A 12860-nucleotide genomic window follows, 5' to 3' on the forward strand; every position below is an offset into this window, starting at 1 on the left:
GTTTATCGGGTATTATTCAATTGGCCCATTACTTTATTTATATATACTGAAATTGTATAACAAGGAAATGAAATACCCCATCATTCATTTTGCACTCAGTTTTCTGTGTGTAGGGCTAACACTCATTATCTGGTCTCGATTCTTATTTAGCCACAAACTGCGATTGGCCCCAATATTTAGTTTATTGTCAAACTATATTTTAATCATGGCTCACTTGGCATTTTATTTTTTTCTAATGCTTATGGTCATCAAAAAGAATCGAGATGTAAAAACCGAATTCCAAAAAATACGCTATAGGTGGTCAAAAATTTTATTATTGCTTTATACGCTTTTCTTATGCGCTTATATCTCTTATTATATATTGGTCAACTTTTCATTCTTCAATAACCAGTGGGATTATATGATATCCATTTCCATGTCTATCGCCATATATACGATTGGTTACTTTGTATATAAAGAACCACAAATTTTTGATGGTGAGTTCTTTGTTCAGTTGTTTCTACCAATTAAAAATAAAGAGGATAGTTTTGAAGACAATCTAATAAACGAATTTTATGATAATCTTATTAGTTATATAGAGCGCGAAAAACCATTTAAAGATAATGAGCTTAGATTAGCTAATCTAGCAGATAAAGTTGGCTACTCGACACATTTGTTATCTAAAATCATCAATAAAAAGTCAAGGAAAAATTTTAATCATTTTATAAATGACTATAGATTGTTGGAAGCTGAAAAATTACTTTCAGATAGTAAAGATCTAAGTATAAAAAGCATCTACTTCGATGTTGGTTTTAATAACAAAGTTACATTTTACAAAGCCTTTAAAGAAAAGCACAATTGTACACCAACACAATTTAAAACCAAAAATAAAATTAGGTAAGTTTTTATAATTGCGAACTAAGGATTGGAGATTTTCATATTGTTTTAAAATAAATTAAAACGTGAAAAACTATGAAAAAAACTACATTCAACTCATTACTTGGCATTGTCTTTATTTTACTACCTATTTTTTCATTAGCTCAGCTACCTGAAGGATCTTATCTTTTAGTGAGTGATATTACAGCTAATGTCACGCCTTCTTCCGATTATAAAATTTTGAAGTTTGACAACAATGGTGAGAATGGCGAGCTTTTTACAAATGTCGAATTATCATGGCCTCAAGATATACTAATAGCAAATATCCCCAATGAAGGTCATCGTGTATTAGTTTCAAACTTATTCAGTGGAAAAATTACAAAATATGATCTCGATGGAAATTATGTCGGCGATTTCGCTACAGGAATAGGCGGTCCAACTCGAATGCATATAAGGAATAATGAACTTTATGTTTTACAATGGTTCAATCAATTCACGCCAGAATTTGTACTGCGATATTCACTCGATGGTACACCTTTAAGTAACTTTACGAGTACGGGAACACCGCTTAGTATCGGCATAGATTGGGACGCCGCCGATAACATGTACCTAAGTTCGTATGGACGACCATCATTTAATGGCAACCCTGCCATTCCACCGCAAGTCCATAAATTCAACAGCCTTGGTGAATTCGAATCTGTTTTTATATCGGAATCCGATCTCGTTGGACCGACAAATATTTGGTTTGACAAATTGGGAAGCGGAGATCTTTGGGTTATTGACTATAACAATAACTCTGTAAAACGTTTTGACAGTGAAGGTAATTTGATTGGCACCATAATTACTGGCCTCAGCACTCCAGAGGGAGTTGCTTTCTTAGAAAACGGAAATTTTTTAATAGGAAACGGCACTACCGGACTCATCAAAATGTATGATAATAATGGAACTTTTATTGAAGATTTTATAGATGCCCAAGCTTCGCTTGCAGCCAACCTCATCAATACCAACGCATTCTATATCACACCTGCGACCTTATCACTGCCCGAATTGGTCAAAAAAAAGATGTCCTTTTTATTCCCAACGATTGGAAATAAATTCACTTTCGATGCCAATATTGTCAATGCCAACGATAACATTATATTTAATGATTTAAGTGGAAGACAATTGGAAAATATAGAACTAGATAATTCAATGGAATGGATTCCTAGTAACTATGATGATGGGATTTACTTTATTTCTGTAATATCTGGAGAAAAGAAAATCATTCAAAAAATAATACTAAAGAATTAAATTATGAAAAAAAAAATCACTTTCCTTCTGCTCGGTATTTTTTATCAATTCATTTTTGCTCAAAATAATAACCCTTATCAACCCGACTTTAGAAACGAAGACTTTGGAAAGGTAATCGAAACTGCCAAAAAGCAGTTAAAAATAAATTCTAAAGATTCAATGGCTAATTATTACATGGCCTTTAGTTATGCAAACTTAAAGCAACACAAAAAAGCTATTGAGAACTTTGAAATTGCAAAGAAAAGTGGATTAAAAGGACCTTATGTACTACTGTGGCTGGCAAAAAGTTATGTCGCAGAAAACGATAATGAAAAGGCGCTTAGAGAACTTGAAGCATTAGACAGTTTACAGGTAGGTTTTTCGCGTCAATTAGATGACGCTATATTTAATTCGCTCAGAGATAACGAACGTTTTAAAACCATTAGCAAAAACATGTACAAACGCGCCAATCCTTGTAAGTTTGACGAAAATTATAGAAAATTTGATTTTTGGTTTGGTGAATGGGAGGTGTATTCGCAAGGTCAGAAAATTGCTGAAAGCAGTATTACAAACACCAATGGAGACTGTGGCATTTTAGAAAACTGGCGACCAACAAATAGTAATGGGGGAAACTCTATAAGCTATTATGATTCTACAGATAAAAAATGGAAACAAAACTGGGTAGCTAACGGTAGTGTAAGTCATTACGAAGAACCCGAAAACTATAAAGATGGTAATATGCAACTAATTGCGAAGAGTGATAACGTTTGGTACAAAATGGTTTACACTCGTAACGAAGCAGAAGATACTGTGAGACAAACTTTAGAATCTAGTACCGATGAAGGAGAGACTTGGACTATATCGTTCAATGGATTATATAAAAGAAAACAGAAAGATTGATTGATGGTTAGATTGATTTTTTGTTATGGCTTGCTAAAATTCTATGTTTTAGCAAGTCTTTTTAATTTTGGATGAATTGAAATCTTATTTTGATTATATTTAAATCAGCAATCAATCCATTATTATGTCCAGGATTACCCCATTTCATTTAGCAATTCCTGTTTCTAATTTAGCAGAATGCCGGAATTTTTATACCCATATTTTAAATTTTGAAGAAGGTCGAAGTAGTGACCATTGGGTAGATTATAACTTTTTTGGACACCAACTTGTTATACACTACAAACCTAAAGCCAAAGGGGATAATCATACCAATGCCGTAGATGGAAAAGATGTGCCTGTTCCACATTTTGGTGTAGTTTTGCCATGGAACACTTTTGAAGAATTTGCAGATTTACTAAAATCCAAGGACATCAAATTTATTATAGAACCTTATATACGTTTTGAAGGACAAGTTGGTGAGCAAGCCACCATGTTTTTTAAAGATCCATCTGGCAATGCCTTAGAATTTAAAGCCTTTAAAGACATCGGGCAGTTATTTGCCAAATAGCCTCTACTGCACAAAAAATAATGTACCACAGAGAAAAGATAAAACCAACTATCTATTATGGAGTCTATGCTGTTCTCTTGCCAACAACGTATTCTTTAATAACATAGCAATGGTCATAGGCCCTACACCGCCTGGAACAGGTGTTATGTAACTTGCCTTTTTACTTACGTTTTCAAAATCAACATCACCAGTAATATAGTAGCCTTTTTCAGAATCATCTGGTACACGTGTAATACCAACATCAATAACAACAGCATCATCCTTTACCATCTCTGCTTTTAGAAAATTTGGTATCCCTAAAGCTGAAATTACAATATCAGCTTGCGAAGTAATTTGGGTGATATTTTTTGTATGGCTATGTGTTAGAGTTACTGTTGAGTTTCCAGGAAATCCCTTACGCCCCATTAGAATACTCATAGGACGACCAACAATGTGAGAACGGCCAATGACGACCGTATGCTTTCCTTTGGTTTCCACACCGTAACGATCTATAAGTTCTAAAATCCCAAATGGGGTTGCAGGTATAAAGGTTGACATGTCTAGAGCCATCTTTCCAAAATTTGTCGGATGAAATCCATCTACATCTTTATCTGGATGCACAGCCATTAATACTTTTTGCGTATTAATTTGTGGAGGTAATGGCAACTGAATAATAAAGCCGTCTATATCGTCATTATCATTTAATTCCTCTATTTTATCAAGCAGTTCTATTTCGCTAGTTGTGTTTGGAAGACGTACCATTGTAGATTCAAAACCAACACGTTCACAAGCTCTTACCTTACTGCCAACATAAGTTAAACTCGCCCCATCATTACCAACGATTACAGCAGCAAGATGTGGTACTTTTTCACCGTTGGACTTCATTTTATCAACTTCGGCCTTTATTTCGTCTTTAATATCCTTGCTGGTTTTTCTTCCGTCTAAAATTGTCATGCTTTAATTAGTTTTCAGTCACAGTCGCAGTATTCAGTTACTTACTCTTCCTTTACTCCGAATTTGTCTGGATTATTAATCATATAATTTATTAATTTACCTATCTCTATGGCTTGATTAGATAAATCTCTATATACATTCTCTGAAATATATTGACATTCTAATGCAAAATCTAACCAAGTGGATGTTTCAGAATTTTCACCGTCAGAATCTGTTAACTTAGTAATAAAATGTCTAGGATATTTTCTCTTTCTATATGCTTCGGCAATGTTGGCATTTACAGAACGAGAATTTCTTCTTATTTGGTCAGTTAACGGATAAGTCTCCTCCTTTGGAAATGATTTTGAAATTTCAAAAATTGACATGGCTAAATCAAAACCTTTTTGATAAGCTAGTAATTTTTTGAAATCCATATATTTTTATTTCTAATTCTGTAAACTGAGACTGAGACCGCCAACTTCTAACGTGGCATGTTCTTCATGGCCTGCATCATACGCTTTCCGCCTCCACCTTGCATCATCTTCATCATCTTGCTCATTTGGGTAAACTGTTTCAATAATTGGTTGACTTCTTGTACAGATGTACCTGATCCTTTACCGATTCGTTTTTTACGGCTAGAATTGATTATTGATGGATTAGAACGTTCTGCTGGGGTCATTGAATGGATAATGGCTTCAATGCCCTTAAAGGCATCATCATCAATATCAATATCTTTCATCATTTTACCAGCACCAGGTATCATTCCGATAAGATCTTTCATGTTACCCATTTTCTTAATTTGTTGAATCTGCTTTAGAAAATCATCGAATCCGAATTGATTTTTAGCAATCTTCTTTTGAAGTTTACGTGCTTCCTCTTCATCAAATTGTTCTTGGGCACGTTCTACAAGCGATACAACATCTCCCATTCCCAAGATACGATCTGCCATACGTGATGGATAGAAGACGTCAATCGCTTCCATTTTTTCACCTGTACCAATAAATTTAATAGGTTTATTAACTACCGATTTAATAGAAATTGCAGCACCACCTCTGGTATCACCGTCTAACTTAGTAAGAATAACACCATCAAAATTTAAAATATCGTTAAAAGCTTTTGCGGTATTTACAGCATCTTGACCCGTCATAGAATCTACAACAAACAATGTTTCTTGTGGCTGAATGGCTTTATGAATATTTGAAATTTCTGTCATCATAGCCTCATCTACAGCCAAACGACCAGCAGTATCTATAATAACTACATTAAACCCATTGGCCTTTGCGTACGCAACACCTGCTTTTGCAATGGCAACAGGATCGTTGTTGTCTTTGTCACTGTATACTTCAACGTTAATTTGATCACCTACCACGTGCAATTGATCTATCGCTGCAGGACGATATACATCACAAGCTACCAATAACGGTTTCTTTGTTTTTTTGTTTTTAAGATAGTTGGCGAGTTTACCTGAGAATGTGGTTTTACCAGATCCCTGTAAACCAGACATTAAAATTACACTTGGATTACCCGAAAGGTTGATGCCTTCTGCATCTCCTCCCATAAGCTCAGTTAATTCGTCCTTAACGATTTTAACCATTAACTGACCTGGTTGAAGTGTGGTCAATACATTTTGACCTAAAGCTTTCTCTTTAACTTTATTAGTAAATTGTTTTGCAATTTTAAAGTTAACATCGGCATCTAAAAGCGCACGTCTCACTTCCTTTAAAGTTTCGGCTACATTGACCTCTGTAATGCTGCCATGACCTTTAAGAACATGTAACGCTTTATCTAACTTATCACTTAAATTATTGAACATATTTTCAGTATTCAGTTTTCAGTCTGCAAGTAAGCAGTCTGTTTATTTTTTTATAGGATGCAAATTTAAGAATTTAAGAGAGATAAACGAATGTGATATTTATAATTCTATACTTGTAATTTTAGGAATTATATAAGAATTAGACTTTCAGCGGGATTATTGCAGCTTGCAATTTTCAGTAAGGTTTACGGATTGCTAAAAATCAAAAAAATAAATTTAATACTAGATATCTCTCTCTAGCGGGATTAGTTTTGCTAAAAAAGAAAAGAGCTGCCTAGCGGTTGGCAACCCTCTTCATCAACTTAAACTTACTAAAATTACTAACTAACCTAGTGCTTTTGTTTATTAACTACAATTTTGTTCTAAAACTAAAATATCGTCTCCTCTGTGCAGTTCTAATCGATTATCTTCACACTCTACAACTAACCATTCTCCAGTTATAGCCTGTATATTTGGGCCTGTTACATTGGTAAAGGTTACTATAGCACCATCATTGGACTGTGATGTGGTCCAAGTCGCATCTATAGTTTCTGTATCTGTGTATATAACTACGATTTGGTTGTTTCCTTCAAAATCAAAATTCCAATTCATTAAATTATCGCTACCATTGTAGTTTACCGCATTCCAAATACATTGTGTAAGTATGCCATCTATATCTTCTTCTGTACAGTAATTTGCACATTCTTCAACGATTAATTCATGTGTGAAAATTTGGAAAACACTTGGGTTACCCGCCAAAGAAACTCTGGAGTAAATAACTTGAGGATTCGATGTATTAACATAAGGGGTAGGTATGGCTCCTAAATCATTTTCTGCATCAGCTATAGTCTGATGAAATGTATATTCAATATCATCATTAGGGCAATTTGCATAGATAAGATTTAAATCAAACGAGCCAAAACTATCTTGTATGCCATCATCTTCGTCACACACAGATAAATCATAATTACCAAAACACTCAAAAGGATTTTCTTCTGAATCTTGACAAACTAATATTAACTCACTATCTCCTTGATAAAAAACTAAATCATCATCATCGCATTCAGACAAATACCATTGTCCGTTATAATACTGGTCTATAAAGGAAGGGAAAGTAATGATTATGAAAACTCCATTATCATCAGAGCTTATGTCCCATGTGCCAGTATGAGGAAGATCCCCTTGATACATTGTAAACAAACTGTTGTCTTCTGAAAACTGAAATGTAGTTAATGGTGAAGTATAGCCATTAACTGTCGGCACTATATTACAAGACGTTAAATAATCACTGACTTCTTGTTGAGTACAATCAGGCTCTAAATCGCATTCTTGTTCTAATTCTATATAATTATTGCCACTGACTAAATACAATTCATCATCTTCACATTCTACAATTTGCCACTGACCATTTAAACTACTTAGGTCTTGCTGCAAATTAAGCTCTATAAAAACATCTCCAGCAATGAGCATTAACTCATAAGTTCCTATTTGGGTTTCTGTTCCATCATTATTGTCGATTAAAACTTGTCCATTTGGTGTAAAGTAGACATAAATCTGTACAGTAGTGTCAATAAGATTAGTTTCGAGTTCCCAAGGACATTCCCCAAGAACTTCATTTATATCCACCACAGAACATCCTAAATCGCCTTCGCAATCTTGTTCTAATTCAATATCGTAATCTCCTCTCACGATTTCAATTTCATCATCATCGCATTCAACAATTAACCATTCTCCACCTAAATCATCTTGAAATGCAGTTAGGTCAGTTAAATTCAAAATAAGACCTTCTGAGGTTGAAGATAAGCTCCATGATCCACCAATGGCAGATGTGGCTTCACCTTCTGTTATTGCTAAGCTTCCGTCTTCGTCAAAAATGATTTGATAGATTTCAAAATCATCATTTTCATCTTCAATATCCCAAGGACATTCTACTAATAAATCAGCAATATCTTCTTCGTTACATTCGTAGCTATTGTCAACACAATCACCTTCAGCAGCTTCAATGGCCTGCGCCAATTCTTCATTAGAGTTCACCTCTATGCTTTCTCCGTTTGCATAAATTAAGGTTACAGGATAATTTAAACTTACAATCAGAGCATTGTCATCTTCTTCTAAACCATCGATAAATTCGTAAAGTGCTTCGTCGTTCTCAATAGTTATGGTTTCAATAAGACTGAATTCTGAATTGAAGACAGAAAAGGAAATAGGATATTCAAAATCTACACATTCAATGATATCATCATCTTCTTCACCTTCACAGTCTTCAATAAAATCTTCGAGCTGTTCTTCATTTTCAATAACAATTGTAGTATAGTCATTAAAAATTATTGTGATTGGAAATACAAAGTCTAAAACCTCGTCATCATCGTCCAGGTCTTCGTACAATTCTTCTAATTGTTCTAAATCTTCTTCAGTTTCTATAACCATAGTAATATCGTTTACAATAATGGTTACAGGCAATTCTACGGAAAAACAACTCGCTTCATCCAAGATATCATCCATAGCACCATGGTTAGCCGTTGTTCTGCTTACCAATTCAGCTAACGGAGTACCAGATTGAATGGTTTCTTGTTCTTCAGAATTATTAACTTCTGATGCTTCATCTTGGCATGCCGTAAAACTTAATAAGGCAAAAAGGGCGAATAGAAATAAATAATTGATTTTGATTTTCATATAAATTGGAGCTTTTATCAATTTATTATAAAACAGTTATAATATAAAAATCCCTACCCTAAATTTTCAAAATATTATTTATAATTTGTGAAGCGAAAAATATGGATCAACCTCTAAACGATAATATTTGCCAAGAACAGCTGTTTGAACGTTTTTACAAAAAACATTCAAAGAACTTGCATGACTTTTTGTATTATAAATTTGGTGAGCACCTCAATCCACAAGATAAAGTACAGGAAGCATTTATAAAGCTATGGCAAAATTGCGGAAAAGTTTCGCTAGATAAGGCCAAAAGCTTTTTATTTACTACGGCTAACAACCTAATGCTTAATGCTGTTGCACACCAAAAGGTTGTTTTAAAGTACCAAAAATTACCTCAAAAATATTCTACAAACGAATCACCAGAGTTTGTAATGCAAGAAAAGGAATATCATAAAAAACTACAGAATGCTTTGGCTAATTTAACCGAAGCACAACGTGTTGCTTTTTTAATGAACCGGATTGAAGGTAAGCGTTTTAAGGAAATTGCAACACTTTTGAATATTTCTACCAAAGCCGTAGAGAAACGCATTTATGGCGCATTAAAGAAGTTGCGTGAAGATATTGATGAGTTGTGAGTGATAAGTGAATATAAAAACTTGAATACTGAATACAAGAAGGGTAGGAATTTTGGTATTATAACTGTTATATGGTTGAAATACGATTATGAAAAGAGAGGAACTCATAAAAAAATGGTTAGATAATAACCTAAATGCCAAAGAGCTAAAGGCTTTTGAGCAGCTACAGGATTACAATGAATTAATCCAGATGAATAGTGCTTTAAAATCTTTTAAAGCTCCTGAGTTCTCTGTTGAGAATAGTTACGAGAATTTAAAACCGAAACTCAAGCACATTAATTCTAATAATTGGTTAAAACCTATACTTAGAATTGCTGCGATGTTAGCAATATGTTTTAGTGTTTACTATTATTCTACAGGTTCAGATACTGAAATCAATACACAAATTGCACAAAGCACTAAAGTTAATCTACCGGATACCTCAATAGTTCACCTTAATGCAAATTCCACATTAAGTTTTAACGAAAGAAGCTGGGACAATAACCGTGAAGTACAATTGAATGGTGAAGCTTTTTTTAAGGTTGCAAAAGGACAAGTATTTGATGTTTTAACAACAAGTGGGACAGTTAGTGTTTTAGGAACTCAGTTTAATGTAAAGCAACGTAACGACTACTTTGAAGTGACTTGCTATGAAGGTCTGGTCGCTGTTACACATAATGGAGAATCTGTAAAATTACATCCTGGAGATACTTTTAGAAAAATAGATGGGAAACTAATTACTACTGAAAAAGAAATCGTCACGCGACCTACATGGTTACGTGGTGAAAGTAGCTTTAAAACCGTACCTCTAATACTTGTTATTGCAGAGCTTGAAAACCAGTACGGTATCAAAATATTGGCTCCAAAAATCGATACACAACGATTATTCACAGGTAGTTTTACGCACAAAAATCTAGATTTAGCATTGCAATCTGTTACAATACCCTTAAATTTAAGCTATAGTAAATCTGGAAACTCTATTGTACTAAAGCGTGAATAAACGGTTACAACGTGTTATTTTATTTGTTTTTATTATTACCTCTTGTGGTCTAGCTCATAGTCAAAATGAGGAACCACAACCACTTGCCCAAATTCTTACACAGTTAGAAAAACGCTACAATGTAAAGTTCTCTTACGAAAACAAAATCATTGAAGATATTGCAATAACACCATTGTATCCTGAACTTTCGTTAGAACAAGCTCTAAATCAATTACAGTTAATAACACCATTGGAATTTAATGTTTTGAGCAGTCGGTTTATAGCCATATCACCAAAAGACGAAACTATTGAACGCTTAGAAGAGGTTGTGGTCACCAATTACCTTACCAAAGGAATCTCTAAAACCAACAACGGTGCTGTAGAGGTTGATAGTAAAGCATTTACAATCCTACCTGGTTTAATAGAGCCAGATGTATTACAGATTGTACAAAGCTTGCCAGGTATTATTAGTGTAGACGAGTTGATTTCCAGCATTAATGTGAGAGGTGGCACAAATGACCAAAATCTAGTGTTATATGAGGGCATTAGAATGTATCAAACTGGTCATTTTTTTGGCTTAATTTCTGCGTTCAACCCATATTTAACTGATGAGATTAGGATTTCAAAAAACGGAACCAGTGCATTATTTGGTGATGGAGTTTCTAGCACTATTTCTATTAAAAACACCAACAAAATAAGCAATACACACGATGGTGGTTTGGGAGCCAATCTTTTGAGTGTAGACGGTTACGCAAACATTCCCTTGAGTAAAAAAACAGAACTACAAGTTTCGGCCAGACGCTCTTTTACAGATGTTGTAGCCTCAAGCACATATGATGCCTATTTCGATAGAATTTTTAGGGATTCTGAGCTTGGTACCTCTAATAACGTTGGTACAGTTTTAGGTTTGGATGAGCGTTTTCTATTTTATGATTTTACTGCTAAGTTTTTGTACAATATCAACAAAACATCAAAACTACGGATCAACCTGCTCAATATTTATAATAACTTAGATTACAATCAAATATTTACCAATACAGAAAATAACTTTCAAGAAACAGAAAGCGAGTTAAACCAAGTAAGTTATGGTGCAAGTGCATCTTACTCTAAAATTTTTAAAGATAACGTAAATGCTTCTGCTCAAATTTATTATTCTCATTACGACTTAGATGCTCAGAATAATGATCTTACAAATCAGCAATTTTTAATTCAAGAAAACAAGGTAGAAGATTACGGACTCCGTTTAGATGTTTCTAAAATTATTGATAACAATACCGAGTTAAGAGGTGGCTATCAATTTAACGAAGTAGCTGTCACAAATTTTGAAGATGTTATCAACCCAGACTTTACAAGTTTAATAAAAGAAATCAATAGAACGCATGCTTTTTTTGGTGAGACCGAGCGTTATTCAAAATCACGAAATACATATATTAGATTAGGTGCACGAATCAGTTATTTTGAAAAACTTAAAGAGCTTGTTATTGAGCCTCGTTTTGCCTTTAATCAAAAAATTTCGGATTATATTAGGTTAGAAGTACTGGGAGAACTAAAAAGTCAGTCTATATCCCAAGTGATTGATTTACAACAGGACTTTTTTGGAATTGAAAAACGGCGTTGGCAATTATCCAACACTACAGATTCACCATTAGTTAGGAGTCAGCAGATATCGCTTGGTATTAGCTACAATCAGAACAATCTATTAGTTTCCCTAGAAGGCTATTACAAAAATGTTGATGATATTAACGCGCGTAGTCAAGGGTTTCAAAATCAGTTTCAGTTTGTTAACGATATTGGCTCTTATACCATTACTGGTCTCGATTTTCTTATCAATAAACGCTTTAATAATTTTAGTGCCTGGTTAAGCTATACTTTGAGTAACAATGATTATAAATTCGATAATATTAACGATGGAGACGCTTTTCCCAATACCTTCGACCTAACGCAAGTGGCAAATGCTTCGTTAACCTATAATTTAGATAATTTTAAAATAGGTCTTGGTATCAATTGGCATTCAGGAAGACCGTATACCCAACCGTCCCAAATTCAAAATAATGCAAATTCTACCATAGAGTATAGTTCACCTAATAGCTCTAGGCTCAACGATTATTTTAGAACAGACATTTCTGCCGTTTACAATTTTAAGTTTTCAAAGGGAGTTAAAGCAGAAATTGGTGCTTCTGCATGGAATATCTTCAATCAAAATAACATTATTAACCGTTACTATTTATTAAATTCAGAGAATGATATTGTTGAGATTGATAACCAAGCATTGAAGTTTACCCCTAACCTAAGCTTTAGGATCAATTTTTAAATTTAAAAACTTAATTTTAAGTTTTC

The 12860-nt window shown here is 33.9% G+C and carries 11 protein-coding genes; 7 read left to right on the forward strand and 4 right to left on the reverse strand.

Going from position 1 to position 12860, the window contains the following annotated elements; genetic code table 11:
- Positions 1-400: 400 nt before the first annotated feature.
- The 4 genes from KCG49_RS12450 to KCG49_RS12465 all read left to right on the forward strand — a co-directional run bounded on the left by KCG49_RS12450 (position 401) and on the right by KCG49_RS12465 (position 3571).
- Complete coding sequence (locus tag KCG49_RS12450) at positions 401-880, forward strand: helix-turn-helix domain-containing protein (protein ID WP_218546931.1); 480 nt, start codon at positions 401-403, stop codon at positions 878-880.
- A gap of 71 nt (positions 881-951) precedes the next feature.
- Complete coding sequence (locus tag KCG49_RS12455; protein WP_218546932.1) at positions 952-2145, forward strand: T9SS type A sorting domain-containing protein; 1194 nt, start codon at positions 952-954, stop codon at positions 2143-2145.
- A 3-nt stretch (positions 2146-2148) separates the two neighbouring features.
- On the forward strand, positions 2149-3024 hold the full coding sequence (locus KCG49_RS12460; protein ID WP_218546933.1) for a tetratricopeptide repeat protein: 876 nt from the start codon (positions 2149-2151) through the stop codon (positions 3022-3024).
- 124 nt (positions 3025-3148) lie between these two features.
- On the forward strand, positions 3149-3571 hold the full coding sequence (locus KCG49_RS12465; protein WP_218546934.1) for a VOC family protein: 423 nt from the start codon (positions 3149-3151) through the stop codon (positions 3569-3571).
- A gap of 48 nt (positions 3572-3619) precedes the next feature.
- Here the strand turns inward: KCG49_RS12465 and KCG49_RS12470 are convergent, their stop codons facing one another.
- From KCG49_RS12470 to KCG49_RS12485, 4 genes are all read right to left on the reverse strand, one after another.
- Complete coding sequence (locus KCG49_RS12470) at positions 3620-4504, reverse strand: bifunctional 5,10-methylenetetrahydrofolate dehydrogenase/5,10-methenyltetrahydrofolate cyclohydrolase (RefSeq protein ID WP_218546936.1); 885 nt, start codon at positions 4502-4504, stop codon at positions 3620-3622.
- Between the two features lie 41 nt (positions 4505-4545).
- Positions 4546-4917, reverse strand: coding sequence for a four helix bundle protein (locus tag KCG49_RS12475; protein ID WP_218546937.1), 372 nt, complete (start codon positions 4915-4917; stop codon positions 4546-4548).
- A gap of 47 nt (positions 4918-4964) precedes the next feature.
- On the reverse strand, positions 4965-6296 hold the full coding sequence (gene ffh, locus KCG49_RS12480) for a signal recognition particle protein (protein ID WP_218546939.1): 1332 nt from the start codon (positions 6294-6296) through the stop codon (positions 4965-4967).
- A 345-nt stretch (positions 6297-6641) separates the two neighbouring features.
- Positions 6642-8948: an FIDD domain-containing protein gene (locus KCG49_RS12485; protein ID WP_218546941.1), complete on the reverse strand. Its 2307-nt coding sequence runs from the start codon at positions 8946-8948 to the stop codon at positions 6642-6644.
- 101 nt (positions 8949-9049) lie between these two features.
- Here KCG49_RS12485 and KCG49_RS12490 point away from each other — a divergent pair, with 101 nt between their 5' ends.
- From KCG49_RS12490 to KCG49_RS12500, 3 genes are all read left to right on the forward strand, one after another.
- Positions 9050-9565, forward strand: a complete 516-nt coding sequence (locus tag KCG49_RS12490) for an RNA polymerase sigma factor (RefSeq protein WP_218546943.1) — start codon at positions 9050-9052, stop codon at positions 9563-9565.
- Positions 9566-9653: 88 nt separating this feature from the next.
- Complete coding sequence (locus KCG49_RS12495; protein ID WP_218546944.1) at positions 9654-10544, forward strand: FecR family protein; 891 nt, start codon at positions 9654-9656, stop codon at positions 10542-10544.
- Positions 10537-12834, forward strand: a complete 2298-nt coding sequence (locus tag KCG49_RS12500) for a TonB-dependent receptor domain-containing protein (protein WP_218546945.1) — start codon at positions 10537-10539, stop codon at positions 12832-12834. The genes KCG49_RS12495 and KCG49_RS12500 overlap by 8 nt, the downstream gene beginning before the upstream one ends.
- Positions 12835-12860 lie beyond the last annotated feature (26 nt).

Origin of the sequence: Winogradskyella luteola, assembly GCF_019203985.1 — a bacterium.
Lineage (GTDB): Bacteria > Bacteroidota > Bacteroidia > Flavobacteriales > Flavobacteriaceae > Winogradskyella > Winogradskyella luteola.

What these genes read in the sequence shown, in the direction of transcription:
- KCG49_RS12450 (WP_218546931.1), top strand. Translation starts at nt 401, where the DNA reads ATGATATCCATTTCCATGTCTATCGCCATATATACGATTGGTTACTTT.
- KCG49_RS12455 (WP_218546932.1), top strand. Translation starts at nt 952, where the DNA reads ATGAAAAAAACTACATTCAACTCATTACTTGGCATTGTCTTTATTTTA.
- KCG49_RS12460 (WP_218546933.1), top strand. Translation starts at nt 2,149, where the DNA reads ATGAAAAAAAAAATCACTTTCCTTCTGCTCGGTATTTTTTATCAATTC.
- KCG49_RS12465 (WP_218546934.1), top strand. Translation starts at nt 3,149, where the DNA reads ATGTCCAGGATTACCCCATTTCATTTAGCAATTCCTGTTTCTAATTTA.
- KCG49_RS12470 (WP_218546936.1), bottom strand. Translation starts at nt 4,504, where the DNA reads ATGACAATTTTAGACGGAAGAAAAACCAGCAAGGATATTAAAGACGAA.
- KCG49_RS12475 (WP_218546937.1), bottom strand. Translation starts at nt 4,917, where the DNA reads ATGGATTTCAAAAAATTACTAGCTTATCAAAAAGGTTTTGATTTAGCC.
- ffh (WP_218546939.1), bottom strand. Translation starts at nt 6,296, where the DNA reads ATGTTCAATAATTTAAGTGATAAGTTAGATAAAGCGTTACATGTTCTT.
- KCG49_RS12485 (WP_218546941.1), bottom strand. Translation starts at nt 8,948, where the DNA reads ATGAAAATCAAAATCAATTATTTATTTCTATTCGCCCTTTTTGCCTTA.
- KCG49_RS12490 (WP_218546943.1), top strand. Translation starts at nt 9,050, where the DNA reads ATGGATCAACCTCTAAACGATAATATTTGCCAAGAACAGCTGTTTGAA.
- KCG49_RS12495 (WP_218546944.1), top strand. Translation starts at nt 9,654, where the DNA reads ATGAAAAGAGAGGAACTCATAAAAAAATGGTTAGATAATAACCTAAAT.